The organism is Gordonia sp. YC-XJ4, from assembly GCF_059511865.1.
This window is the reverse complement of the sequence record NZ_CM183447.1, coordinates 5,368,297-5,392,460: the sequence shown is the minus strand read 5'-3', so window position 1 is coordinate 5,392,460 and position 24,164 is coordinate 5,368,297. Positions and strand designations below refer to the sequence as shown.

Here is a 24,164-nt window from a genome sequence, read left to right as displayed (position 1 = left end):
GGCTCCTGCCCGGTCATCCGCGCCCTTGTGCACCGGGCTTGGTCGTCACTCCGCGACGAGGTCACGACCGATGATCTCTTTCATGATCTCGGTGGTGCCCCCGTAGATGGTCTGCACGCGAGTGTCGACATAGGCTCGGCCGACATCGTATTCGGCCATGTACCCGTACCCGCCGTGGAGTTGCAGGCAGCGGTCGATGACCCTTTTCTGAAGTTCGCTGACGTACCACTTGCCCTCGGCGGCATCGACGGGCGTCAGTTCGCCGGCGTTGTAGGCATGCACCGACTTGTCGACGTACGCCTCCGCGATGTCGATCTCGGTCTTCATCTCCGCGAGTTCGAAGCGAACGTGCTGCAGATCGGTCAGTGACCCGCCGAAGGCCTTGCGATCCCGGCAGTATCGGACCGTCTTCTGATGAATCGCCCGGGTCACCGCGAATGCCTTGGCCGTCACACCGAGTCGCTCGCGAGGGAGATGACTCATCAGGTAATGCAGACCCTTGCCCGCTTCGCCCAACAGATTGGCGGCCGGTACCCGTGCATCATCGAAGAAGAGCTCGGCGGTGTCCTGAGCGGGCAGGCCGATCTTGTCGAGTTTGCGTCCGCGCTCGAATCCGGGGGTATCGCGCTCCACGACGAACAGGCTGAAACCCCGTGACCCCGCAGCCGGGTCGGTCTGTGCGGCGACGACCACAAGGTCGGCCATGATGCCGCTGGAGATAAAGGTCTTCTGCCCGTTGAGAATCCAGTGATCGCCGGAGAGCTCCGCGGTGGTCCGGATGCCGCGGAGGTCGCTGCCCGCGCCGGGTTCGGTCATCGCCAGTGCGCCGATCAGATCGCCGGTGGCGAAGCCGGGAAGCCAGCGTGATCGTTGCTCGTCGTTGGTGAGATCGAGCAGATAATGCAGGACGAGGTCGTCCTGGAGACTGACGGTGGTGTTGAAGGACAGTGCATTGATGCGTGCGCATTCCTCACACACGATCATGCGGTACCGGTAGTCCGATTCCTCTGCCCCACCGTACTGTTCGGGGATCTGGAGGGCATAGATGCCGGCTTTGGCGGCTCGGGCGAAGACCGTGGGGTCTATCCACCGATCGGCGTCCCATTGGTCCTTGAAGGGTTCCACCTCGCGCCGTAGGAACTCGCGTACGGTCTCGCGGTAGGCCTCGTGGTCGGCGTTGTACAGCGTGCGCTTCATGAGTCGAGCCGCTCGATGATGGTGACGTTGGCCTGACCGCCGCCCTCGCACATGGTCTGCAGTCCGTATCGCCCTCCGGTGCGCTCGAGTTCGTGCAGTATCGAGGTCATCAGCCGTGCACCGGTACATCCGATGGGGTGGCCGAGCGCGATTGCACCACCGTTGGGATTGACCTTGGCCGGGTCGGCTCCGGTGTCGGCGAGCCAGGCGAGTACGACCGGGGCGAAGGCTTCGTTGACCTCGAATGTGTCGATGTCGTCGATGCTCAGACCGGTGCGCTTCAACGCATGCTGCGTTGCCGGGATGGGTGCGGTCAACATCATTACCGGATCGGCGCCGCGTACCGAGAGGTGATGGATGCGTGCGCGGGGGGTGAATCCGAAGCGGCGTACCGCGTCCTCGGACGCGATCAGCAGCGCTGCGGCCGCATCCGAGATCTGGCTGGCCACACCTGCGGTGACCTTGCCCCCCTCACTGAGGGTTTTGAGCCCGGCCAGCTTCTCGGCGCTGGTGTCGCGACGCGGCCCCTCGTCGACGGTCACACCCATCATGGGAACGATCTCGGTGTCGAAATGGTGTGCGTCGATGGCTGCGACTGCGCGCGCGTGGCTGCGCAGCGCGAACTCCTCGCACTGTGCGCGGCTGATGTTCCACCGATCGGCGATCATCTCGGCGGCGCGGAATTGCGAGATCTCCTGCGTACCGTAGCGGGCTTCCCAGCCGGTGCAGTCGGTCCACGGATCGGCCGAACCGAATGGCTCGCCTGCACCGAACGCACACAGGATCGGGTACTGACTCATTTTCTGTACCCCGCCGGCGACGATGAGGTCACTGGTGCCGCTCATCACGCCCTGGGCTGCGAAATGTACTGCCTGTTGCGCTGATCCGCATTGGCGGTCGATCGTCACCCCCGGGACCGATTCCGGAAGCCCTGCGGCGAGAGCGGAGGTGCGGGCGATGTCGCCGGCTTGGGAGCCCAGGTTGTCCAGGCAACCGAGGATCACGTCGTCGATCGCGGCGGGATCGACATCGTGGCGGCCGACCAGTGTCTTGATCACATGTGCAGCCATGTCCGCCGGGTGCGCATCGGCGAATCCTCCGCCGCGCTTGCCGACAGCGGTGCGCGCCGCGTCGACGATATAGGCCTCGGGCATCTCTTACTCCTCGGGTTGGACAACTGCTCGACGGGACGTGCCGGTCGGCGTTAGGGGGTGGACGGATGCAACCGTCCCACGAATCGAATTTAACATAGAATCGAATTGAGGGACCGACTCCGACCGCTGGAGGTCGAATTCGGTTGTCCGGGCCACGTCACCGTCCTCGTCGGCTGCGGGGGATTCGCCGCACCGCGGTCACGAGATCGGTTGTCGGGAGCGGCCACCGCCTGCGACCGGTGCAGGAGCCGGCCGCAGGGACGGATCTCGTGGCAGCTGACCGGCCACCAGATGTGTGCCCAGGACTCCGATGGTCCACGCGATCGCGCCGACGACGGTGAGCGCGGCCAGCGCGAGGGCGACCATCGGCGGGCTGTCGCCCGAATGCCGGACCGAGAGGTAGAGAATGCCGCCGCCGAACAGTCCGGCCGCGAAACCGGTGGGTACCAGTGGGATGAGGTAGGCCTGACCGACGCCGGACAGGAGCGGGACGAGGCGGTACGCGATGATTCCGCTGACGACTGCCGACATGGCGTTGGTGAAGGCCAGGAACAGCGGATACCCGAGAACCTTGAACGGTTGCTCATCGGGGTAGCCGTAGACGCTCAGAACGCTGATGTAGGTGACCTCGGCGATCAGGGCCATCGCGGCGATCGACGCGTACATCGTCCACACGGTGCGCATCGACGGCCTGCGCGCGAGCGTGCGCGCGATGATCACCGACGCCCCGCCGTAGAAGGCGATATAGGCCGCCGGGACCCAGATCGGTTGTGCGCTGCCGAAGGTCGTGTACAGGTGCCACTGGCCGTCGCGGTAGAACACAAGCCCGTAGAGATGGTCGAACAGGGGCTCCATCAAGCACGCCAGACCACCCGAGGCCAGCAGGAGGAACGGCCAGATGATCCGCTCGCGCACACAGATTCGTATCACGTATGCGAGTGCGGCCAGGGCCAGTGCGTAGGTGAGGATCGTCGCGATCCACTGTCCGGTGGGACTCACTGCGGCATGGAGTTCGCTGATGCCGGGGGTGACGTTCATGGTGGGGACTCCCCGATGTGAAATTTAATGGGCATTCGAAATCTACCATAAGTTGGGTTACTGTGCTCTGGAACACACGATGCCGCACACTGCCCTCGTCGCGGCCCACAGGGAGAAGGAGAGGTTGGTCTTATGGCAACAGTCCGCACCGCAGCGAAGGTGCCCGGAGCCGAACCGACGGTGAGGCGAACGCCGCATGACGGTGGCCAATCGGCGCCCGGGGCGACAGCGAGCGAGCCGAATGCACGGCTGGGGGCTGCCGACGTCAAACCACTGACCCGGCGTGGGTCCACCACGATTCTCGCGGCCGTCGGCTTCGTGTGGTTCGCGGTGTGCGTGGTGACCGTCGCCCGATGGGTGTCCTCGAGTGAGGAATTCCGGCCGGCCCCCCGGATCGGCCCGGATGAGATGGCTGACTGGCGCATGATCGCGTTGCGTGTCTTCGAGGTGATCAGCCTGATCGTGCTCGCGCTGTTCCTCTGGTTCAGTGTCGTGCAGCCGATTCGGAAGACGGGCAAGCTCAGCCTCGACGGCAGATTCGTGATCGGCGGGTTGATCTGTTTCGTCGCCGATGCGTTCCTCAACGTGCAGCAGTACCTGTTCGCGTGGAACAGTGCCAACGTCAACATGGGTGTCTGGGTGCGCTTTCTGCCGTTCCACAATCCCGATGCGCCGAGTCGCTATGCGGAGTCGCTCATCTGGGGCCCGCCGATGTACGTCTACTTCTGCGCGGGCGTGGCCATCGTCGCCTGCCACCACGCCAAGAAGGTGCGTCGTCGGTGGCCCGACATCAGCAAGGTGACCCTCTTCGTCGGCATCTTCGTCGCCGAGTTCTTGTTCGACTTCATCGTCGAGAACACCGTCATTCGCACCACGCACGCCTACGCGTTCGCCAAAACCTATGAGCCGCTGACACTGTGGTCGGGATCGGTCCATCAGTTCCCGATCTACGAATCCATCCTTGTCGCCGCGGTCGGTTGTGTGTTCACCTGGATGCGAATGGAGGCCGAGGATCATCCCGACGGGCTGTCGCCGATCGAATCCGGTCTCGTGCACTGGCGTCCGGCTCTGCGGGGCTGGGTGCGTAACTTCGCGGTCCTCGGGTTCTGCATGGTGACCCTGGTGTTCGTCTACCACCTGCCGTTCAATTGGCTCGGGCTCATCGGCACCTCACACGCCGATCTGCCCAGCTACCTGATGCCGGGCTGAGTCCAGGCGGCCGGATCGGGTACGGGCAGGTCAGATCGGGGAAATGGTGCGCCGTTTCCCCGGTACCCGATCCGCGTGCCTGCGGCACCGCGACAGCGACTCGATCAGTAGTTCTCTGGTCGCCGACGGCGCGACGACGTCGTCGATACCGAATCCCGATGCGGCGCGCACTGGGTGGACATTCGCCCGGAAACCTTCGACGAGTTCTTCCCGACGCGAGTGCGGGTCCGGTGCGGCGGCGATCTCGCGTCCGAAGGCGATGTCGACCGCTCCCTCGATGGGCATCGCGCAGATTTCGGCGGTCGGCCAGGCCAGCGACAGATCGGCATCGATGCTGCGGCCGCCGCCCATCGCGATGTAGGCGGCGCCGTAACCCTTGCGGACCACGATGGTGAAACGGGGCACGGTGGCACGGCCGAGCTCGAACATCAGGCGTCCGCTGCGGCGGGCCAGTTGCGTCGATTCCGCGGCGCTGCCGATGAGGAACCCGGGCAGATCGATCAGGATCAGCAGTGGCAGGCCGAAGGCGTCGCAGACCGCGGCGAGATGTGCCGCCTTCTCACAGGCTGCGGAGTCCAGTGCGCCGCCCAGATGTCGGGGCTGATTGCCGATCACCCCGATCGGGTGACCGTCGATGCGGGTCAGGCATGTCACGATGTTCGGTGCTGCGGTCGGCCGGATCTCGAGGACGCTGTCGCGATCTACCAGGCCTTCGACGACGTCGAGTATGTCGTAGGCGCGTCGGGGGGAGTCGGGGATGATCGAATCGAGATCGACGACGGCCTGCTGCGGCATCGATACGCGCGGTGCCGGTCCGTCGGCGTGCGCGGGGAGGTAACCCAGGTAGGCGCGGATGGCGTCGAGTGCCTCGTGCTCATCGTCGGCGGCGATGTCGACGACACCACGCTCGGCCTGGACGTCGCCGCCGCCGATCTCCTCGTTGGTCAGGTCCTCTCCTGTGCCCGCACGTACGAAGGGCGCCGACGACATGCCGATCGTTCCGGTACCGCGGACCACCACGACGAGATCGCACAGCGCGGCCAGGTTTGTCGCCAGCCCGAACCCGGGGCCCATCATCGCCGCGACGGTGGGTACCAACCCGGACAGGTCGATGAGTCGGGCCAGCATCGGGGAGCCGAGCGCGGCCGACCGGGAATCGAGGCCTTCCTGGATACGATGGCCGCCACCGTCGCACAGCAGGACCAAGGGGATTCGATCCTGCAGGGCACGGGCGGCACAGCGCTCGATCTTGCTCATGCCCACCTCGCCGTTGCTGCCGCCGAGCACGGTGAAATCGAACGCCACGATCGCGGCCGGCCGCCCGTCGATACGGCCTATCCCGGTGACGACCCCGTCACCTGGTGCGTCGACGGCCCGGGACTGGTCGCCGGGGGTTGCCAGCGCACCGAACTCCACGAAAGTCGCACCGCCCGTGAGGATCTCGATGCGCTCCCGGGCTGTCAGCTTGCCCCGATCGTGCTGTCGGCCGACCGCCTTTGATCGTGCGGCGTCGCGGGTTGCCGCGTGTGCGGCGCGAATGCGGTCAGACACCGGGGACCTCACCTACGGTCAAACCGGCCACCCGGTTCTGCGATGTCAGCGCCTGCGGGTGGCTCCCGTCGCGATGGCCGCCTCGCGACGAAGCGACTCGAGCAACTGTTGGGCCGCCCACTCCAGGACGGCCACGTCGCGAGTCAGCGTGGTCTGCTCGTACCCCGTCATCAAGAAGACAGCCCAGCTTGCATACCGATGTGCGGATTCGTCCCCGAGGATGGGGCTCACGACGTCGTGGACCAGTTGGTATCTGCGATTGTCGACGGCAGACACGACGGCATGCACCTTCGGGTCGATCGCTCCCCAGATGCGGATGGCTCCCTCCGCGCCGTACGGCAGGGACAAGCCGTAAGCGAGCAGGCTGTCGAGACGCGTAGCAGGATCGGGTTGTGCGAGCACCTCCGCCACCTCGACCCGGGTGTGGGAGTCGAACCAGAATTCCAGCAGTTGGTCGGTGTAGTCGGCCCAGTTCCGGAAGAAGTGATAGAAGGATCCCGTCGTCACCCCGAGTCGCCGGCATACCTCCGAAAGCTTCAGCGCGCCGTATCCCGCGGACGACAGGACGGCGAGTCCGGTCTCGAAGTAGGTTTCGCGTGACGCCGTGGGTGCCATGGCCCCACGGTAACCGCGTACCGGTCCGGTGGTCAGTTGGCACGGCTGCTCCCGACGGCGCTGTCGATTTCGCCGAATAGTCCTCGCGTGATCATCGCCTGGGCGGTCGACACGACGACGTCGATCGTCGACCCGTCGCGATGCCACCATTCCGGGGTCCAGTTCAGGGCGCCGATGATCATCATTCGTGCGACCCCGAGGTCCAGCCCCGGCTCGAGTAGTCCTTCGCTCTCCGCGTCGGTGAGCAGGCCACGCCACATGTCGTGGTAGGCGTCGCTGTCCACGCTCAACTCCTTGCGCATAGCCGGAGGAACATGACCGAGATTGCGGGTCACTGCGGTCGCGAAGTCGGAGAGTTCGAGTTCGATGCGTAGATGAGCCTCCACCGCGACCAGCAGTCGCGCCGCGGCAGACTGGTCGGCGCAGGCGTCGAGGGCCTCGCGCACATGCGTCCAGACTCGCTGTTGTCCGGCGCGCATCACCTCCAGCACCAGGTCGTCGCGTGAGGCGAAGTAGTGATACATGCCGGGGGTACGTAGGCCGGCGAGATCGGCGATGTCGCTGAGTCTGCTCGCGGCGTAGCCGCGTTCGCTGAGTACCCGCGCCGCAGCGTGCAGGATTCGGTCCCGGGTGTTCACGGCATCGTGTATCCGCCGGACACCGAGAACATCTGCCCGGTGATCTGTCTGGCCGCGGCATCGGAGGACAACCACACCACCGACTTGGCAACGTCCGCGGCGGTCGTCAGGCGCCGAAGAGGCGTGCCCTTGACCATGAACTCGGTCTGCTTGTCGTCGAACACGGCGTCGTCGCCGCCCGACCAGAGACTCTGCGCGCCGACCGCCTCGGGGCCGTCCGGTATCACCAGTCCGGGGCACACGATGTTGCTGCGAATTCCCTTGCGGCCGAATTCTTTGGCGGTGGTCCGCGCAAGCGCGACCACCGCCGCCTTGGTGGCGCCGTACACCGCTTGGCGGATCTGGCCGAAGGCGGCATCGCTTGCGACGAACACGATCGATCCGACACCGGAATCGACCATGGAAGACAGAACGGCCTGGGTGGTGGCCACCGACGCGAACACATTGACCTCGACGAGACGTTGCCATCGGGTCCGGTCGGTGTCCTCGGCAAGGAAACAGGGAACACTCCATCCCGCGTTGTTCACCAAGCAATCGACACCACCCCAGGCCGCGGTCATCTCCGACACGATGCGCTCGGGCACCTGCGGCTCGGTGAGGTCGCCCACGCTCGTCAGAACCGCTTCGGCGCCGAGGCGCTCCGACTCCTCGGCGACCTTCTCGGCCTGTGGGCCGTCGATGTCGGCGACCATGATCCGGGCACCCTCGGCGGCGAAACCGTGGACGATGCCACGACCGATGTTCGACGCCCCTCCGGTGACCAGCACCCGCGCTCCTGCGAGACCGAGATTCATGCGGCATCTGTCCTTTCTCGAGCGCGTTCCCCGGTGGTGTTCGCGAGGATTCGGCGTCGGTGACGATTGACTCGGATGGTTCTTTAATTTAGATTCGATTCAAGCTTTTGGAAAGGGGTGCCGGTGAAAACGTTCAACGGGCACGGATCCGGGGGACACGGTCCAGGCGAGGTCGCCCATGACGCGCCGGTACTGGCCGAGGTCGATGGCGCAGTCGCGCGCATCATCCTCAATCGTCCTCATCAACACAACGCGGTCACCACGGCCCTCGCGGTGGGTCTTCGCCGGGCGATCGCCGATGTGGGCCACCGGCCCGACGTGCGGGTCATCGTGCTCTCCGGTGCGGGCGGACATTTCTGCAGCGGAGGCGATTTCGATGAGGTCACCGCGCTCAGCGCGCGGGGCGCCGACGCATTGCGAGGCCTGTTCGACGAGTTCGGTGCGGCCTGTGCCGCGATCGGGGACGTCCCGGTGCCGGTCATCGCCGCGGTTGCCGGCGACGCCATGGCCGGCGGATTCGAGCTCTTGCAGGCATCGGACATCGTCCTCGTCAGCGACTCGGCCAGGATCTCGGACAATCACATCCGATTCGGGATGATCCCCGGCGGCGGTGGCTCCCAACGCCTGCCCCGCCTGGTCGGCACGCAGCGCGCACTCGGCCACATGCTCAGCGGCGATCGGATCGACGGGGCACAGGCAGTCGCGTGGGGACTGGCCTACGAGATGTACGCCGACCACGAATTCGCGGATCGCACCGAACAATTCGCAAGCCGAATCGCAGGATTCGATCCGGTCGCCGTCGGCCGGATAAAGCAGCTGGTCCGTTCCGGTCTGACGGGTTCACTGGCCGAGGGGCTGGCAGCCGAGACCGATGCAGTTGTCGATCACATCATCGCCGGGACCGGAGCACGTGGTGCGCAACGGTTCGCGGGACGAGGAGGACGTTCGTGACCACGATCCCCGACGCCGGGATCGCCGCAACCCAGACGACGGCGCCCGTGCTCTACGCCGTCGCCGACGGTATCGCGCGAATCCGGCTGAACCGACCCGAGGCGGCCAACGGCATGAACGTCGAGCTGCTCCGTGCACTGCACGAGGCCATCCTTGCCGCGCATGCGGATCCGGAGGTGCGGGTCGTGGTCCTTTCCGGCGAGGGACGCAATTTCTGCGCCGGCGGCGACGTGAAAACCTTTGCCGCCAAGGGGGAGTCGTTGCCGGATTATCTTCGCGAGGCCACGGCCTGGCTGCAGTTGGCCACCGCGGCCTTGATTGCATTGAAAGCGCCGGTGATCGCCAAGATCCAGGGATTCGCGGCAGGCGGGGGAGGATTCGGACTCACCTGTGCCTCCGACATCGTCATAGCGGCCGAATCCGCGAAACTCTTCTCCGGAGCAGTCCGGGTGGGAATGGCGCCAGACGGCGGGACCACGGTGACCCTCACCCAACTGGTGGGCTTACGACGGGCCATGGACATCTTGCTCACCAATCCCACCCTCAGTGCGGCGGAGGCCAAGGAACTCGGCATCGTCTCTCGGGTCGTGCCGGACGCGGAGCTCGATGCCGCCGTCGACGATCTCGCGGACGAGTTGGCCGCCGCCGCACCGCGAGCACTGTCGGAGACCAAACGCCTGGTATGGGACGGTGTGGGTGCCACCGTCGCCGCGCAACTGCCCGACGAGGCCAGGACGGTTTCCGAACTGTCGGGCACCGCCGATTCCCGCGAGGGTCTGGCAGCCGTCATCGAGCGCCGCGCACCGAGGTTCACCGGACGATGAGCGAGTCGACACGGACCGCGAGCGGGAGCGAATCGCCTGTGCTCGTCACCGACGAGGACACCGCGCGCGTGATCACCCTTAACCGTCCCGAGCGCCGCAACGCGATCGACCTGCCCCTGAGGTACGCCCTCGCGGAGGCCATCAAAACCGCGATGACCGACGATTCGGTGCGCGTGGTGGTCCTGACCGGCGCCGGGGGAGCGTTCTGCTCGGGCGGAGACATCTCCACCATGAGCAGGCAACCGGAGTCACAGACCCGCCCGCGCGCCGAGGCGGCTCAGCGGGTGATCCGTGCCATCTGGAGTGGCCCCAAGCCGGTTCTGGCCGCGGTGGAGGGCCCCGCGTTCGGAGCGGGCACCGCCTTGGCCATCGCCTGTGATCGGGTCATCGCGGCCTCCGACGCACTCTTCGGCACGACATTCACCGGCGTCGGCCTGGCCGGGGACATGGGAATCTTCGCGAGTCTCCCTGCCCGGGTGGGTGTTCCGACGGCCAGGCAACTGCTGATGCTTCCCCGTCGGATCACCGGCAACGAGGCGCTGGAGATGGGACTCGTCGACTCGGTGTGCGGGCCTGGGCAGGCGTTGGCCGAAGCGCTCGCCGACGCCGGCCGACTGGCGCAAGGGCCTCCCCTTGCGCTCGCGGCCATCAAATCCCAACTCAACGAATGGCCCAAGGACCGCTACCGGAATCTCGACGACGAGGTCGAGCATCAGGTCAGACTCTGGGACAGCGACGATTTCGCCGAGGGCGTCGCAGCCTTCGGCGAACGACGACCACCGAACTTCCGCGGTCGATGAACCTTCATCGACCCCGACACCTCATCCACTCCCGGCCCATCACGCAGAACCTCTGCGACACGAGAGGACATCGACGATGACCACCACGTTGCCACCCGATTGGACCTTCGAGCAGCGTCTCGACGCTCTCATCCAGCCGACCCGTGTACACGGTTCGCTGTACTCCGATCCCGAGATCTTCGCGCGTGAGTTGGAGAAAATCTGGTACACCACCTGGGTTTTCGTCGGTCACGAGAGTGAGGTCCCCGAACCCAACGACTACGTCCGCAAGAAGCTCGGCCGACAAGACGTGATCATGACCCGGGACCGTGACGGACAGATCCATCTGCTGCTCAACCGCTGTGCGCATCGCGCCAACCTCGTCTGCGACGACGCGCAGGGCAATTCCAGCTCATTTCGCTGCCCCTACCACGGATGGACCTACCGCAACAGCGGTGAACTGCTCGGCTACCCGTACAACAAGGGCTACGGCGGCAAGAACGCCGTGGACCTGAAGATGGGGTCGGTGACCCGGGTCGACTCCTACCAGGGCTTCGTGTTCGGGAGTTTCGCCGCCGAGGGGCCGAGTCTCGTCGAGCACCTCGGCGCCGCCGCAGGTGAAATCGACCGGCTCGCCCGGCTCTCGCCCGAGGGCAAGGTCGCCCTGAATGCCGGCTGGCTGCAACACAAGACCAAGGCAAACTGGAAGTTGCTGGCGGAGAACGAGACCGACGGCTATCACCCGCAATTCGTGCACGGCTCGATCTTCGGGGTGACCGGATCGCCGATCGGTGCGCTCTACAGCGACAATTCCACGGCCGTCACGCGCAACCTCGGTGGCGGGCACAGCGAGAACGATCTGCGGCCGGAGTTCCGCAAGTTCAACGAACCGATGCGCTGGTTCGGGACGACCGAGTCCCGCGTCCCCGACTACGTCGCCGCGATGCGTGCCACGCATGGGGCGGACGCCGAGCGCATCCTCGTCGAGGGCGCACCGCACGTGATGATCTTCCCCAATCTCTTCATTGCCGAGATACAGGTGTTCAACATCCAGCCCGTTGCGGCCGATGAATGCGTGCAGTACTCGACGGCGGTCCAACTGGTCGGCGCGCCGGAACTGAACAAACGCATGATCTCCCAGTCGATCGGCTCGGTGGGTCCGGCGGGCATGCTCCTGGCCGACGACACCGAGATGTACGAACGCAATCAGCGCGGCGTGCAGATGCGTGAACCGGAATGGCTCGACGTGCGGCGCGGGGTGGTGCGGGAAGCGGTCGACGACAACGGGTTCACCATCGGCACCGCCACCGATGAGACCGGCATGCGGGGCTTCTGGTCCCACTACAAGACATTGATGGAGGCCAACCGATGACGACGACCGCACCCGAGGTGACCCCCGAGGTCAATATTCGTGACGTCGAGGCGTTCCTGTATCGCGAGGCACGGTACGCCGACGAGAACGACTACGACGCCTGGGAGGCCCTGTGGACCGACGATGCGATCTACTGGGTGCCCGCGGCCGACGCCGACGGGGATCCGTTGACGATGGTCTCGGTCATCTTCGACAACCGAAACCGAATCAGCACACGCTTGAAGCAGGTTCGGACCGGTAAGCGCTACGCCCAGGCTCCGCCGTCGAACCTGCGACGGTTGATCTCGAACGTGGAGATCCTGGGCACGATCGCAGCTCCGTCCGGCGACTCCGACCTCGAGGTCGGGGCCAATGTGCTCATCTTCGAGTCCCGCGAGCGTGGCAACGAACTCTGGGGCGGCCGGGTCACCTACCACCTGAGGCGCTCACCGGACGGATTTCGGCTGTCGTACAAGAAGGTCGTCCTGGTCGATCACGAAAAGGCGATTCCCACTCTGGGTTTCCTGATCTGAGACACGATGGCGGTGATCAAGATGAAAGGAACCGACGACGGTGACGATGCCGTCCTGTCCAGTGGTGACGTCATCGGCAGTGAATTCGCCGAGGTGCGGGTGAGTGTCGACCATGCGGGCAACTCGAGCCGACTGCGCCTCGAGGACCTGCGCACCGGGCGCGTGCGCCACCTCGACGCCTTGGAACTCGAGACGATCGTGTGGCTGACCGACGGACACCTGAACCGGCTGCTCGATCCGTCCGCCGACCGCTGGAACGAACGCAACGGAGATCACCGATGACGGCCGGGATCGTCTCCTATGCAACCTATCTGCCGACCTGGCGACTCGACGGAACCGACATCGGCGCCCGCGGCGACCGGGTGGTCGCCGGCTTCGACGAGGACAGCACCACGATGGCGGTGGCGGCTGCCGATGCCGCACTGTCCGGAGGGGACCAGGTGGGCGGGGTGTACCTGGTGACCAGTTCCCCTGCCTACGCCGACAAGACCAATGCCGTCACGGTACACACCGCACTGGGCATCGAATCAGACGTGGTTGCCGCCGACCTCGTCGGGACCGGAAAGTCGGCGGTTGCCGGCCTCACCCTGGCGGGCCATACGAGTGGACTGGCTGTCCTCTCCGATGTCCGGGTCGGACTGCCCGGCAGTCTCGACGAGAAGAGCGGAGGCGATGGCGCGGCCGCATTCCTGTTCGGCACCGGCCAGGACAAACCTGTCATCGCCGAACTGATCGGGGCGGCAAGCCGATCCATCGAGATCCTGGACCGCTGGCGAGCACCGTCATCGACCACCGGCGAGCGATGGGAAGAGCGCCTCGGCCAGGAGATCTACGAGCCCGCCGTGCGCACGGTGGTCGCGCATGCGCTGGCGCAGGCCGGTATCGAGCACGTCGATCACGCCGTGGTGGCATCCGGGAATCCGTCGGTGGTCAAGCGGGCGTCGAGACTCGTTCCCGCCCAGCGCACCACGACCTCACCCGTGGGGTACTCCGGTGCGGCCGACCTCGGTATCGCGCTCGCAGCCGCCTTCGACGTCGCCGAACCCGGCGAGGTTGTCGTCGCCGTGTCTGTCACCGACGGGGTCGATGTGCTCGTCTTTCGTACCACCGGTGCAATTCTCGATGCGCGGCAAGATGTTCCGGTCGCCGAATCACGTGCCCACGGCACCCGCGTGGACTATCCGCGGTATCTGCAGTGGCGGGGGCTGCTGTCGCGGGAGAGTCCGCGACGACCCGAGCCGGATCGGCCCGCCGCACCTCCCTCGATGCGTAACGTCGAATGGAAGTTCGCGCTGACCGGGACTCGCTGCAACGCTTGCGGTTTCCTGCACCTACCGCCAATGCGGATCTGCCGGTCATGTGGTGCGGGTGACCTCATGGCCCGTGAGCGGGTGGCCGGACGAGGCGGCAGGGTGGCCACGTACACGGTTGACCGGCTGGCGTACTCGCCGTCGCCACCGGTGGTGGGAGCAGTCATCGATTTCGATCGTGGTGGCCGTTACACGTTCGAGGTGGCCGACGGCGCCGAGGGCATCGAGGTCGGGGCGCGCGTCACCACGACGTTTCGGCGGCTGTACACCGCGGGATCGGTACACAACTATTTCTGGAAGGCGCGACTTCTGTCCACCGTCGACAGCGGGAACGGGTCGGGCGAGGACGGTGGCAGGTCGAGCGGTGTCGGAAGCCGACGAGAGGAGATACCCGCATGAGCAGGGGTATTCGTGACGCCGTTGCGGTGGTGGCCATGGGTTGCACGCGATTCGGCGAACGCTGGGAGTCCTCGACCGACGATCTGCTCATCGAAGCGGTCGGCGAATGCATGGGCGATTCCCGGAACCTGGAATTCGCCGACGTCGAGGCGTTCTGGCTCGGCACCCTGGCCTCCGGGCAGAGCGGGATGACCTTGTCGCGCCCCCTCGGCATCGACTACCGTCCGGTGACCCGGGTCGAGAACTACTGTGCGACAGGCTCTGAAGCATTTCGGAACGCCTGCTATGCAGTAGCCTCGGGTGCCTACGACACAGTGATGGCGGTGGGCGTCGAGAAGCTCAAGGACTCCGGCTTCTCGGGCCTGCTCAGAGGAGACCCGCCGGCCGACCAGACCGCGTCGGAGGTGTCGTTCACCGCCCCCGCTGCGTTCTCCCTTCTCGACCCGGCCTACTGCGCCCGCTATGGTGTCTCCGCAGAGGAGATGCGCGCGGCCATGAGCCACGTGGCGTGGAAGAACCACGTGAACGGCGCCCGAAATCCGAAGGCCCAGTTCCGGTCGGAGGTCTCGGTCGAGAAGATCGAGGCGGCACCGAAGGTCGCCGGGCGGCTGGGTGTCTTCGACTGTTCGGGGGTGTCGGACGGCGCGGCGTGCGCGGTGATCGTGCGCGCCGAGGACGCGCATCGATACACCGATCACCCGATGTATGTGAAGGGGCTGTCCCTTGCCGCGGGCCCGGCGCAGGGCGCCGCCGATCCCGTATACGATTTCACCACCTTTCCCGAGGTGGTGCGCAGCGCGCAGGACGCCTACGCGCAGGCCGGCGTGACCGATCCGCGCGGAGAGTTCTCGTTCGCCGAGGTTCACGACTGTTTCACCCCGACGGAGATCGTGCTCATGGAGGATCTCGGTTTCGCCGACCGTGGTCAGGCATACAAAGACGTCCTCACCGGAGAATTCGACGCCGATGGCGTCTTGCCGGTCAACATCGACGGCGGGCTCAAGTCGTTCGGTCACCCGGTGGGTGCCAGCGGTCTCCGGATGCTCTACGAATGCTGGCTGCAGTTCAGCGGGCGAGCAGGCGAACGGCAGATCGGCGACCCGAAGCTCGCGTTGACCCACAATCTCGGTGGCCGTCCGGGAGGGTGTGTCTCATTCGTCTCGGTGGTGGGGTCGACTCTGGGCTGACACGAACTCCGGGCGCACACGGACGTGGGAGCACCCGGGCCATGGATGCCGGTCGCAGGCGCGAGCGAGAGTTTTCGAAGAGGAAGTCAAAAAGCGATCCGAAGGGGTGATGTCGATGGATGCGCCGGTCCGCCTTTCCGGCACCCGCGGTGCGGGCGTGCACGAACGCCGTCGCCGCATTCTGGACGATCATCCCGAGTGGCAACCACGCACGCTGAGCCGATGGCTCGATGACTGCGTGCAGCGATACGGTGACCGCCCGTTCATCCTCACCGATGAGATCACGTGGACCTATCGCGATGTGGCCGCGCGGTCACGCGACCTGGCCGACGGGCTGCACATGCTCGGCGTTCGGCGTGGTGACCGGGTGGGCATGCTCATGGCCAACTATCCCGACTTCGTGGCGATCAAGTTCGCCATCGCCCGAACCGGCGCCACCGCAGTCCCGTTCAACTATCTCTATCGTCGCGACGAACTCGCCTACGTGCTCGCACAGTCCGAGTGTTCGGTGCTCGTCACGATGACCTCCTTCGCGGGTCTGGACCAGTGCGCGATGCTCGATGACATCGTCCCGGGCTGGGACACCGAGGGATTCGCCGAGCGTGCGACCGACGCCGACGGCGTTCCCACGTTGCGGCACGTCATCACCCTTGACACCGGCGGTCGCGCACCGGGTACATCTACCGTCGAGTGGTTGGCCGAGGTCGGACGTCGGAATCCGGGTGCCGCCCAGGAGAATGCCGCACCGCAGGATGTCGGTGACATCCTGTACACGTCCGGAACAACGGGATCACCCAAAGGGGTCATGGTCACCCACGATGCGGTCCTGCGCACGGGTTTCGCGTCGGCGTACACGCGCGCTTACGAGGACGGTCGTCGAATCCTGTTCTCGCTGCCGTGTTATCACATGTTCGGCTACGTGGAGGGGTTGCTCTCCGCCATGTACGTCGGCGGGTCGGTGGTGATGTATCCGTCCTTCTCCGCCGAACAGTATCTGGCCGGAGTGCAACGGCACCATGCCACCGACCTGTTGTGCGTACCGACGATGGCCGTGGCGATGGTCGAACACCCCGATCGCGCTCGGTACGACCTGAGCAGTCTGACCGCGATTCTGTGTGGTTCGGCACCCGCGCCGATCTGGTTGTGGCACAAGGTATGTGAAGAGTTCGGTGTGGACGAGATCGTCACCGGGTATGGCATGACCGAATGTGGTGGTGCCATGACCCTGACTCTTCCCGAAGACCCCTTGGCTTTGACGTCCGAGACCGCGGGAGCGCCGAAGATGGCCGGCCCGGCCGGAATGCCGCCACACGGCAGGCTGACCGAATACGTTGCGCTCGACCCACTCACCCACGAGGTGTTACCCGCCGGAGAAGAAGGTGAACTGGCCTCCAGAGGACCCACGACGATGCTCGGCTATTGGCGCAAACCTGCCGAAACCGCGGCGTCGACGCACAACGGTCTGCTGCTTTCCGGTGATCTCGGAAGGGTGCGGCACGACGGCTACCTGGAGATCACCGGTCGAAGCAAGGAGCTCTACAAGAGTGGGGGTGAGCTGGTGATGCCCAGGGAAATAGAGGATCTGCTCGCCGCGCACGACGCCATTTCGCAGGTGTTCGCCGTGGGAGTTGTCGACGACCGGTGGGGAGAAATCGGCGTCGTGGTGATCGTGCGGACTCCCGGGTACGACATCACCGCAGAGGAAGTCGTGGACATCTGTCGCGAACACTTGGCTCGATTCAAGGTGCCAAAACGCGTCGTCTTCCTCGATCCCGAGGACCTCCCGAAAACGCCCACCGGGAAGGTTCAGAAGTTCCGGTTGGTGGGCCACGTGACCGAGAACGCCCGCACCGACAACGCGATACAGACGAGGAAGTAGACCATGACTGACAACCCACCCCGCCGACTCGTGGTGGTCGGAGCGTCGCTCGCCGGGCTCCGCGCCGTCGAAGCCGCGCGCAGACAGGGTTTCGAAGGAAGGATCACCCTGATCGGAGCCGAGGAACATCTGCCGTACGACCGTCCGCCGTTGTCCAAGGCGTATCTCGACGTCCTCGACGACGGCGATCCGCAGGTCCCGTTTTTTCGCACCGAGGACACCTTTCGCGAGGAGTTGCGAGTGGAGCTGATGCTCGGGGCCGCGGCGACCGGCCTCGACACCGACGCTCGATGTGTGATCGTCGGCGAGACAACAGTTCCCTACGACATCCTGGTCATCGCGACCGGTGCGGGTGCGCGATCATTGCCCGGCACCGACGGCATTGACGGTGTACATGCGTTGCGGACACTCGATGACGCCAGGGCAGTGCGTGAAGCACTGGAATCCGGCGCACGCACGGTGGTGATCGGTGCCGGTTTCATCGGATCGGAGGTTGCGTCGAATGCCAACAAACGAGGTCTCGAGGTGACCGTGGTCGAAGCGCTGCCGACGCCGCTCGTCCGGGCGATCGGGGCCGACATGGGCACGGCCATCGCCGCATTGCATGAGCAGAACGGAACCGAACTGCTTTGCGGTGTGGGGGTATCGAAGATCCTCTCGGATGCCGGACGGGTCACCGGCGTGGAATTGGCCGACGGCCGTGTGCTGCCTGCGGACCTGGTGATCGTCGGCATCGGCAGTATCCCGGCGACGGAATGGCTGACCGGGAGCGCGGTTCGGCTCGACAACGGCGTGTTCTGCGACGAGTACCTTGCCACCGGAGTCCCCGGGGTGTTCGCTGCCGGCGACGTCGCCAATTGGTACAACGGTCTCTTCGACAGACATCAGCGACTCGAACATTGGACGAGCGCAGCCGAACAGGCAAGCGCAGCCATCCACAACGCCCTGCATCCGGAATCCCCGAAACCGTATGCGACAGTTCCTTACTTCTGGTCGGACTGGTACGACAGCCGGATTCAGTTCGTCGGGGTGACCGATGCCGACGAGATCCGGCCGGTCGAGGGTGCACCGGGGGCCGATCGTCGATGGGTTGCCCTGTATCGCACCGGCGACCGGATCACCGGTGCGCTGGCGGTCAACGGGCAGAACGTCATCATGAAATACCGCATGTTGATCATGCGCGGAGCCTCCTGGGCCGAGGCGCTCGAATTGGCTGAGAAGCGCAAGGTCGCCGCCGGGCGATGAACCGAAGGACCGCAGCATGACCAGTACTGAGACTCCTGGATTGCGCAGTGAATCGCGTTGGGAGAAGGACACATCGATCGATCTCGACGAGTCGACGATCGGCGCGGTGCTGGTGCGCCGGGCACACGACCATCCGACCGTCGTGGCACTGATCGCCACCGCGCATGACGGGTCGGCCGTCCGCCTCACCTATTCGGAGTTGCTGGACGAATCGCGTCGGGTGGCCACACGGTTGCGCCAGCTCGTCGCCCCTGGCCAGATGATCGCACTGTGGGCGCCGAACGTGGCCGAGTGGCCGATCATCCAGTACGGAGCGGCCCTGGCCGGCGTGGTGCTCGTCGCGGTCAATCCCGCGCTGCGGCCGCCTGAGTTGGAGTACGTGCTCCGGCATTCGGGGGCCACGGTGCTCATCCATGCCGATCGGGGACGTGATTACGACATGGCGGCGGTGGCCGAGGAGGTCGCCGCCACGGTGGGAGACGTTCGTACGGTGAGCCTGTCGGACCGAGACCGTTGGCGCGGAACGGATTCGGCGCCGGACGTCGAGGCCGAAAGCCGGATATCGCCCGACGACGTCGCGATGCTCCAGTACACCTCGGGAACCACGGGAAATCCCAAGGGTGTCTTACTCCGTCATCGGTCCCTGATCAATGTCGCGCGACTGACGATGCGTGAAGCACGGATGCCCGACCACTTGACGGCGGTCAATCCGCTGCCGATGTTCCACACCGCTGCATGCGTCATCGGCACGCTGGGGCCGTTGAGCGCCGCGGGAACGATGATCTTGGTCAAACAGTTCGCACCCGGACCGGTCATCGACGTGATGCGGTCCGAATCGGCAAACGTCCTGTTCTTCGTGCCCGCGGTGTTATCGGCGCTCGTCGAGTACGTGCGCAGTACCGGAGATGGCGCGCCAGAGTTGCGGGTCATGCTTGGTGGGGCGGCCACCATTGCCGCGACTCTCATCGAGTCCGCCGAAGCGACATTCGGTGGTCGCCTGGTGAACGTGTACGGGCAGACCGAACTCGCGCCGGTGCTCACGGCGACGAGGCCAGATGATTCACGTGAGGACAAACTGCGCACGGTCGGTCGTCCGCTACCCCAGGTGGAGTGCACGGTGGTGGACCCGGTGACCCGCGAAGTCGTCCCGGTCGGTGTGGTCGGAGAGATCTGTGCTCGCGGATATCAGCAATTCGTCGCCTATCACGACGATCCGGAAGCGACCGCCCGCGCCGTCGACGGTGCGGGCTTCGTGCACACCGGTGATCTGGGTTCGATGGACAGCCGGGGATATCTGACGATCACCGGGCGACTCAAGGAACTGATCATCCGTGGCGGCGAGAACATCGCACCGGCCGAGGTCGAATCGAGGATTCTCGAGGTCGATGGGGTCGTCGAGGTGGCGGTCGTGGGCTTGCCCGATGCCCGTCTCGGCGAGACGGTCGCAGCTGTCCTGCGTTTGCGTGACACCTCCGTCGACCTTTCCGACGTGAGTCAGCAGGTCCAGGCTCACCTGGTGACGTGTCTGACGCCTTTCAAGATCCCGGCGAGGTGGTTCATCGCCGATGCGCTACCGGTGACCCCCACCGGGAAGGTGCGCAAGTTCGCGATCGTCGAGGCGATTGCGAGCGGAGCGCTGGCGGAGATCTGAGGCGCGGCGCGGAAAAAGGGGTCAGCGGGGGGAGAGGCTGGCCCGAACCATCGATTGTGCGGTGGCCACCACGGAGTCGACAGAGCCGCGGCGTGGGCGCCACCACTCAGCGGCCCAGTTCAGCGCGCCCAGGATCAGCATGCGCGCCACGAAGAGATCGAGATCGGCGCGGACCTCGCCCTCGTCGAACGCGTCCTTGATCAGGCGACGCCAGATGTCGCCGTACTTCTTCTCTTCCGAGCGTTGCCGGTCCCTGATGTGCTCGGGAATCTGGCCGGCATTGCGGATCGACGCCGTGGTGTAGTCGGACACCTCGAGCTCGTGCCGCAGATGGGCGTCGACCGCGATCATGATGCGGTCCATGGGGGTGTCCTCCGGAGTGGCCTGATCGAGCGCGGCCTGGAGATAGGCGCGCATCTCGGCCAGCCCGGACCACATGACCTCCTCGACAAGTTTCTCGCGGGAGTCGAAGTAGTAGTAGATGGCCGGCGCCTGCAACTCCGCGACTTTCGCCACGTCGGTCAGTCTGGTCCCCGCATACCCTTTCTCACTCAGTACGCGCGCCGCGGCATCGAGGATGCGTGCTCGCGTCCTCGCGGATTTCATTTCCCGATCGGGCTTCCGCGAGCGAGATTTTGATTCTGGGTTAAGCGTCACCACCTCACTATATCGACGGTGCGGTGCTGCGATGAGTCGGCTCGAGCCATCCTCACCCCTCCGGCGTATCCTCTCCCAATCGCGCCGCCGGCCCGGTGAAATAGTGTTCGCCGTCGAACGACGCCGGATGTCCGGCAGCGAGGTAGGTCCCGATGCCGGTCTGGGTGAGTTCGGCAAACAGCGGGTTGTCGGTGAGTGCTCCCGATCTGACCACCTCGTCGAAGCTGCGGTAGCGCTGCGAGAGCACCGACGACCCGTCGAGGGCGGTGGCCGCCTCGTCGGTGGAGTGTTCGGCGAACCACTTGCCGAACAACGCATTCAGCACGCTGCGATGGGTGTAGCGGTCGGCTTCACAGGAGAAGTCCGCGTCGAGCGCCTGCTCAAGCGAGGCGATGACGGACTCGGTTCCGGTGATACGAACCAGATCCCGGAAATGTCGCGGTGTCAGTGCGACGAGCATGAAGCGGTCGCCGTCGGCGGTGACGACGTCGGTGCCATAGGTGCCGTACACATCGTTGCCGGTCGCCGGGCGTGAATGCGCATTGACCTGCGGTTCGGTCAGATAGCCCAGGGTGCTGGCGATCGACAGTGCGGTGTCCTCCAACGGCAGGCGGATCGACGCGCCCTGGCCGGTCTGCTCGCGCCGACGCACCGCGGCGGTGACGGCCAGCGCCGCATACAGGCCGCAGACCACATCCCAGGCGGGTAGCACGTGATTGACGGGGCCGTCGTGGTCGACGGGGCCGGTGATCTGCGGAAATCCCAGCCCCGCATTGACGGTGTAGTCGACGGCGGGGGAGCCGTCGGAACCGCCGAGCAGCTCCAAGAGAATGACGTCGGGGCGAAGAGCGGCAAGGGTGTTGTGGCTCATCCACTCCCGGCCGCCCGAGTTGGTGACGAGAATGCCGCCGCCGGGGCCGGATTCGGTGACGAGGCGTTGGACCAGCCGCTGACCTTCGGCAGAACGCAGATCGGCAGTGACCGACTTCTTGCCCTTGTTGAGACCCGTCCAATAGATCGAGGTGGTGCCGTCGTCGGTGAGCGGCCAACGATTCACGTCGGCGGCGCCGCCGATCGGATCGACCCGGATGACCTCTGCGCCCAGTTGTGAGAGGGTCAGCCCACACAAGGGGGAGGCAACGAAACTCGACACCTCGACCACTCGAACCCCGTCCAGCGGACGGGAATGCTCGGTCGGCATGTCACACCGCCTCGACGGTCGCGGCGAGGCCCTGACCGCCGCCGATGCACATGGTGACCAGTCCGGTGCCGCCACCTCGGCGGTGGAGTTCGTGGAGCAGGGTGGTGGTCATCCGAGCACCGGTGGCGCCGATCGGGTGGCCCAGCGATATCCCGGAACCGTTGACGTTCAACCGATCCTGATCGTCCCACTTCCAACCGTCGAGCACACTGAGTACCTGTACGGCGAATGCCTCGTTGAGCTCGACGAGATCGCACGTCTCGAGTAGTGCCGCGGCGGAGTCGAATCCGCCACGGGTGGCCAGCTTTTCGACCGCCGGTACCGGCCCGATGCCCATCCTCGACGGATCGCATCCCGCAGCAGCCCATCCGGTGAGGTAGCCGATCGGTTCGAGCCCGAGCTCATCGAGCTGGTCCTCGGCGACGATCAGGCAGGCGGCTGCGGCGTCGTTCTGCTGACTGGCGTTGCCGGCGGTGACGGTGCCGCCGGGCGTGACGGTGCGCAGCCGTGCCAACGATTCGGGAGTCGAGTCGGGCCGGATGCCCTCGTCGCGGGCGAAGACGATCGGGTCTTTCTTGCGTTGCGGCACTGTGATTTCGACGATCTCGTCGTCGAAACGCCCAGCTTCCCAGGCAGCGGCGGCACGCTGATGGCTGCGGGCGGCGTAGGCGTCCGCAGCCTCACGGGTGATGTGGTGATCGGCGGCGAGATTCTCGGCGGTCTCGATCATCCCGGAGATTTCCCCGAAGCGCCACACCGGTTGGGAGCGTTCGCGTCCGCGGTCCAGGCGGTCATACATGGTGACATTGCCCGAGCGGGCGCCCCAGCGATTCGTGGTCGAGTAGTACTCGATCCGGCTCATCGACTCGACCCCACCGGCCAGCACGGCGTCGGCGGCGCCGGTCTGCACCATCATCGCGGCGGTGACCAGAGCCTGCAGTCCACCGCCGCATCGGCGATCGAGTTGCATGCCGCCCACCGAGATCGGTAGGTCGGCGTGCAGAGCGATCCAACGACCGACGCACGGAACCTCGGAATTGGCGTAGGACTGCGCGAAGACGACGTCATCGATGCGTTCGGGATCGATGCCCGAACGGGCGACGACGGCCTTGGCGACCGCGGCGCCGAGATCCTCGACAGGAACATCACGCAACGCGCCACCGAAGGTGCCGACGGCGGTGCGCGAGGGTGCCACGATCGCCGCGCGGCGTAACCGGTTGCTGCTCATGTCACATGAACCGTCCGCCGGTGACCTCCATGACCGTGCCGGTCATGTAGGAGGACAGGTGAGTTGCGAGAAACAGTGCGACCGTGGCGACCTCGCTGACCTCACCGGCCCGTCCCATCGGGATCTCGGCCATCTTCTGATCCCACGCCTTCTGCGGCATCGCCTCGGTCATCGCCGAGCGGATGAGACCCGGCTGGATGGCGTTGACCCGTACCCCATGGTGTGCAAGCTCTTTCGCCGCAGCCTTGGTCATGCCGACGATCCCGGCCTTGGCTGCCGAATAGTTGGTCTGTCCGACCATGCCGACCTTGCCCGACAGGGACGACAGGTTGACGATGGCACCGCTCTTGCGTTCGCGCATGATCGCCGCCGCCTTGCGGGTGCCGTTCCAGGTGCCCTTGAGGTGGACGTTGATCACTTGGTCGAATTGTTCTTCGGTCATGTTGCGCATGGTGGCGTCCCGGGTGATGCCCGCGTTGTTGACCATCACGTCGACGGGTCCGAAATGTTCTGCAGCAGCGGCGAGTAGCGCGTCCACGTCGTCGCCGCGGGTCACATCGCACGCCACGCCGACGGCAACACCGGCTCCACCGAGTTCGGTGGCGGCTTTCTGCGCGGCCTCGGCATTGATGTCACCGATGACGACGTGGGCGCCTTCGTCGACGAACAATTGCGCGATGGCGAAGCCGATACCCTGTGCGGCACCGGTGATCACGGCGGTCTGGTCCTTCAAGAGTGGTCCGGGCATGGGAATCCTGTCGTGTGAGTGTGCT

23 protein-coding genes are annotated in these 24,164 nt (G+C 65.5%); 12 read left to right on the top strand and 11 right to left on the bottom strand.

The window, feature by feature from the left end:
• Nucleotides 1-45: 45 nt before the first annotated feature.
• From AC5ZH6_RS24050 to AC5ZH6_RS24040, 3 genes are all read right to left on the bottom strand, one after another.
• Nucleotides 46-1,197 (bottom strand): acyl-CoA dehydrogenase family protein, encoded by a 1,152-nt coding sequence (locus AC5ZH6_RS24050; protein WP_094601200.1) that lies wholly within the window; start codon nucleotides 1,195-1,197, stop codon nucleotides 46-48.
• Nucleotides 1,194-2,351 (bottom strand): acetyl-CoA C-acetyltransferase, encoded by a 1,158-nt coding sequence (locus AC5ZH6_RS24045; RefSeq protein ID WP_094601199.1) that lies wholly within the window; start codon nucleotides 2,349-2,351, stop codon nucleotides 1,194-1,196. Before AC5ZH6_RS24045 ends, AC5ZH6_RS24050 begins: the two co-directional genes overlap by 4 nt.
• Nucleotides 2,352-2,549: 198 nt before the next feature.
• Nucleotides 2,550-3,389: a hypothetical protein gene (locus tag AC5ZH6_RS24040; protein WP_205741435.1), complete on the bottom strand. Its 840-nt coding sequence runs from the start codon at nucleotides 3,387-3,389 to the stop codon at nucleotides 2,550-2,552.
• A 132-nt stretch (nucleotides 3,390-3,521) separates the two neighbouring features.
• Here AC5ZH6_RS24040 and AC5ZH6_RS24035 point away from each other — a divergent pair, with 132 nt between their 5' ends.
• Nucleotides 3,522-4,598: a spirocyclase AveC family protein gene (locus AC5ZH6_RS24035; RefSeq protein ID WP_094601198.1), complete on the top strand. Its 1,077-nt coding sequence runs from the start codon at nucleotides 3,522-3,524 to the stop codon at nucleotides 4,596-4,598.
• Between the two features lie 30 nt (nucleotides 4,599-4,628).
• On the opposite strand, the gene AC5ZH6_RS24030 is transcribed toward AC5ZH6_RS24035, so the two are convergent.
• From AC5ZH6_RS24030 to AC5ZH6_RS24015, 4 genes are read right to left on the bottom strand one after another with little or no spacing between them, the layout of a single operon-like run.
• Complete coding sequence (locus AC5ZH6_RS24030) at nucleotides 4,629-6,149, bottom strand: acyl-CoA carboxylase subunit beta (RefSeq protein WP_165776309.1); 1,521 nt, start codon at nucleotides 6,147-6,149, stop codon at nucleotides 4,629-4,631.
• Between the two features lie 45 nt (nucleotides 6,150-6,194).
• Entirely contained in the window at nucleotides 6,195-6,764 is a 570-nt protein-coding gene (locus AC5ZH6_RS24025) for a TetR/AcrR family transcriptional regulator (RefSeq protein ID WP_094601196.1), read from the bottom strand.
• A gap of 32 nt (nucleotides 6,765-6,796) precedes the next feature.
• Nucleotides 6,797-7,402, bottom strand: a complete 606-nt coding sequence (locus tag AC5ZH6_RS24020; RefSeq protein WP_240524013.1) for a TetR/AcrR family transcriptional regulator — start codon at nucleotides 7,400-7,402, stop codon at nucleotides 6,797-6,799.
• Complete coding sequence (locus AC5ZH6_RS24015; protein ID WP_265077042.1) at nucleotides 7,399-8,196, bottom strand: SDR family NAD(P)-dependent oxidoreductase; 798 nt, start codon at nucleotides 8,194-8,196, stop codon at nucleotides 7,399-7,401. The genes AC5ZH6_RS24020 and AC5ZH6_RS24015 overlap by 4 nt, the downstream gene beginning before the upstream one ends.
• 192 nt (nucleotides 8,197-8,388) lie before the next feature.
• Here AC5ZH6_RS24015 and AC5ZH6_RS24010 point away from each other — a divergent pair, with 192 nt between their 5' ends.
• The 11 genes from AC5ZH6_RS24010 (at nucleotide 8,389) to AC5ZH6_RS23960 (ending at nucleotide 20,305) form a co-directional block, all read left to right on the top strand.
• Nucleotides 8,389-9,147, top strand: a complete 759-nt coding sequence (locus AC5ZH6_RS24010) for an enoyl-CoA hydratase/isomerase family protein (RefSeq protein WP_265078075.1) — start codon at nucleotides 8,389-8,391, stop codon at nucleotides 9,145-9,147.
• A 5-nt stretch (nucleotides 9,148-9,152) separates the two neighbouring features.
• Entirely contained in the window at nucleotides 9,153-9,971 is an 819-nt protein-coding gene (locus tag AC5ZH6_RS24005) for an enoyl-CoA hydratase/isomerase family protein (protein WP_265078074.1), read from the top strand.
• Complete coding sequence (locus AC5ZH6_RS24000; protein WP_265077041.1) at nucleotides 9,968-10,771, top strand: enoyl-CoA hydratase/isomerase family protein; 804 nt, start codon at nucleotides 9,968-9,970, stop codon at nucleotides 10,769-10,771. Before AC5ZH6_RS24005 ends, AC5ZH6_RS24000 begins: the two co-directional genes overlap by 4 nt.
• Before the next feature lie 76 nt (nucleotides 10,772-10,847).
• On the top strand, nucleotides 10,848-12,122 hold the full coding sequence (locus AC5ZH6_RS23995; protein ID WP_265077040.1) for an aromatic ring-hydroxylating oxygenase subunit alpha: 1,275 nt from the start codon (nucleotides 10,848-10,850) through the stop codon (nucleotides 12,120-12,122).
• Entirely contained in the window at nucleotides 12,119-12,634 is a 516-nt protein-coding gene (locus tag AC5ZH6_RS23990) for an aromatic-ring-hydroxylating dioxygenase subunit beta (RefSeq protein ID WP_265077039.1), read from the top strand. The genes AC5ZH6_RS23995 and AC5ZH6_RS23990 overlap by 4 nt, the downstream gene beginning before the upstream one ends.
• 21 nt (nucleotides 12,635-12,655) lie before the next feature.
• Complete coding sequence (locus AC5ZH6_RS23985; protein ID WP_094602090.1) at nucleotides 12,656-12,916, top strand: hypothetical protein; 261 nt, start codon at nucleotides 12,656-12,658, stop codon at nucleotides 12,914-12,916.
• Nucleotides 12,913-14,343, top strand: coding sequence for an OB-fold domain-containing protein (locus AC5ZH6_RS23980; protein ID WP_265077038.1), 1,431 nt, complete (start codon nucleotides 12,913-12,915; stop codon nucleotides 14,341-14,343). The genes AC5ZH6_RS23985 and AC5ZH6_RS23980 overlap by 4 nt, the downstream gene beginning before the upstream one ends.
• On the top strand, nucleotides 14,340-15,530 hold the full coding sequence (locus AC5ZH6_RS23975) for an acetyl-CoA acetyltransferase (protein ID WP_094601190.1): 1,191 nt from the start codon (nucleotides 14,340-14,342) through the stop codon (nucleotides 15,528-15,530). Before AC5ZH6_RS23980 ends, AC5ZH6_RS23975 begins: the two co-directional genes overlap by 4 nt.
• 115 nt (nucleotides 15,531-15,645) lie before the next feature.
• Nucleotides 15,646-17,409, top strand: a complete 1,764-nt coding sequence (locus AC5ZH6_RS23970) for a class I adenylate-forming enzyme family protein (protein ID WP_265077037.1) — start codon at nucleotides 15,646-15,648, stop codon at nucleotides 17,407-17,409.
• A 3-nt stretch (nucleotides 17,410-17,412) separates the two neighbouring features.
• Complete coding sequence (locus AC5ZH6_RS23965) at nucleotides 17,413-18,654, top strand: NAD(P)/FAD-dependent oxidoreductase (protein ID WP_265077036.1); 1,242 nt, start codon at nucleotides 17,413-17,415, stop codon at nucleotides 18,652-18,654.
• Between the two features lie 16 nt (nucleotides 18,655-18,670).
• On the top strand, nucleotides 18,671-20,305 hold the full coding sequence (locus AC5ZH6_RS23960) for a class I adenylate-forming enzyme family protein (RefSeq protein ID WP_265077035.1): 1,635 nt from the start codon (nucleotides 18,671-18,673) through the stop codon (nucleotides 20,303-20,305).
• Between the two features lie 21 nt (nucleotides 20,306-20,326).
• Here AC5ZH6_RS23960 and AC5ZH6_RS23955 read toward each other — a convergent pair whose 3' ends face one another.
• From AC5ZH6_RS23955 to fabG, 4 genes are all read right to left on the bottom strand, one after another.
• Complete coding sequence (locus AC5ZH6_RS23955) at nucleotides 20,327-20,911, bottom strand: TetR/AcrR family transcriptional regulator (protein ID WP_094601187.1); 585 nt, start codon at nucleotides 20,909-20,911, stop codon at nucleotides 20,327-20,329.
• A gap of 103 nt (nucleotides 20,912-21,014) precedes the next feature.
• A complete protein-coding gene (locus tag AC5ZH6_RS23950; protein WP_265077034.1) occupies nucleotides 21,015-22,163 on the bottom strand; it encodes a CoA transferase in 1,149 nt (382 codons plus the stop codon).
• A 1-nt stretch (nucleotide 22,164) separates the two neighbouring features.
• Entirely contained in the window at nucleotides 22,165-23,391 is a 1,227-nt protein-coding gene (locus AC5ZH6_RS23945; RefSeq protein WP_094601185.1) for an acetyl-CoA C-acetyltransferase, read from the bottom strand.
• Between the two features lies 1 nt (nucleotide 23,392).
• Nucleotides 23,393-24,139 carry a 3-oxoacyl-ACP reductase FabG gene (fabG, locus tag AC5ZH6_RS23940; protein ID WP_014361708.1) on the bottom strand — a complete coding sequence of 249 codons (747 nt, stop codon included), beginning with the start codon at nucleotides 24,137-24,139 and terminating at the stop codon, nucleotides 23,393-23,395.
• Nucleotides 24,140-24,164 lie beyond the last annotated feature (25 nt).

Coding starts and splice junctions, on each gene's coding strand:
- AC5ZH6_RS24035 (WP_094601198.1), top strand. CDS start 3,522: ATGGCAACAGTCCGCACCGCAGCGAAGGTGCCCGGAGCCGAACCGACG.
- AC5ZH6_RS24040 (WP_205741435.1), bottom strand. CDS start 3,389: ATGAACGTCACCCCCGGCATCAGCGAACTCCATGCCGCAGTGAGTCCC.
- AC5ZH6_RS23970 (WP_265077037.1), top strand. CDS start 15,646: ATGGATGCGCCGGTCCGCCTTTCCGGCACCCGCGGTGCGGGCGTGCAC.
- AC5ZH6_RS23955 (WP_094601187.1), bottom strand. CDS start 20,911: ATGAAATCCGCGAGGACGCGAGCACGCATCCTCGATGCCGCGGCGCGC.
- AC5ZH6_RS24000 (WP_265077041.1), top strand. CDS start 9,968: ATGAGCGAGTCGACACGGACCGCGAGCGGGAGCGAATCGCCTGTGCTC.
- AC5ZH6_RS23975 (WP_094601190.1), top strand. CDS start 14,340: ATGAGCAGGGGTATTCGTGACGCCGTTGCGGTGGTGGCCATGGGTTGC.
- AC5ZH6_RS24025 (WP_094601196.1), bottom strand. CDS start 6,764: ATGGCACCCACGGCGTCACGCGAAACCTACTTCGAGACCGGACTCGCC.
- AC5ZH6_RS23965 (WP_265077036.1), top strand. CDS start 17,413: ATGACTGACAACCCACCCCGCCGACTCGTGGTGGTCGGAGCGTCGCTC.
- AC5ZH6_RS24045 (WP_094601199.1), bottom strand. CDS start 2,351: ATGCCCGAGGCCTATATCGTCGACGCGGCGCGCACCGCTGTCGGCAAG.
- AC5ZH6_RS23985 (WP_094602090.1), top strand. CDS start 12,656: ATGAAAGGAACCGACGACGGTGACGATGCCGTCCTGTCCAGTGGTGAC.
- AC5ZH6_RS23995 (WP_265077040.1), top strand. CDS start 10,848: ATGACCACCACGTTGCCACCCGATTGGACCTTCGAGCAGCGTCTCGAC.
- AC5ZH6_RS23945 (WP_094601185.1), bottom strand. CDS start 23,391: ATGAGCAGCAACCGGTTACGCCGCGCGGCGATCGTGGCACCCTCGCGC.
- fabG (WP_014361708.1), bottom strand. CDS start 24,139: ATGCCCGGACCACTCTTGAAGGACCAGACCGCCGTGATCACCGGTGCC.
- AC5ZH6_RS23980 (WP_265077038.1), top strand. CDS start 12,913: ATGACGGCCGGGATCGTCTCCTATGCAACCTATCTGCCGACCTGGCGA.
- AC5ZH6_RS24050 (WP_094601200.1), bottom strand. CDS start 1,197: ATGAAGCGCACGCTGTACAACGCCGACCACGAGGCCTACCGCGAGACC.
- AC5ZH6_RS24015 (WP_265077042.1), bottom strand. CDS start 8,196: ATGAATCTCGGTCTCGCAGGAGCGCGGGTGCTGGTCACCGGAGGGGCG.
- AC5ZH6_RS23950 (WP_265077034.1), bottom strand. CDS start 22,163: ATGCCGACCGAGCATTCCCGTCCGCTGGACGGGGTTCGAGTGGTCGAG.
- AC5ZH6_RS23960 (WP_265077035.1), top strand. CDS start 18,671: ATGACCAGTACTGAGACTCCTGGATTGCGCAGTGAATCGCGTTGGGAG.
- AC5ZH6_RS23990 (WP_265077039.1), top strand. CDS start 12,119: ATGACGACGACCGCACCCGAGGTGACCCCCGAGGTCAATATTCGTGAC.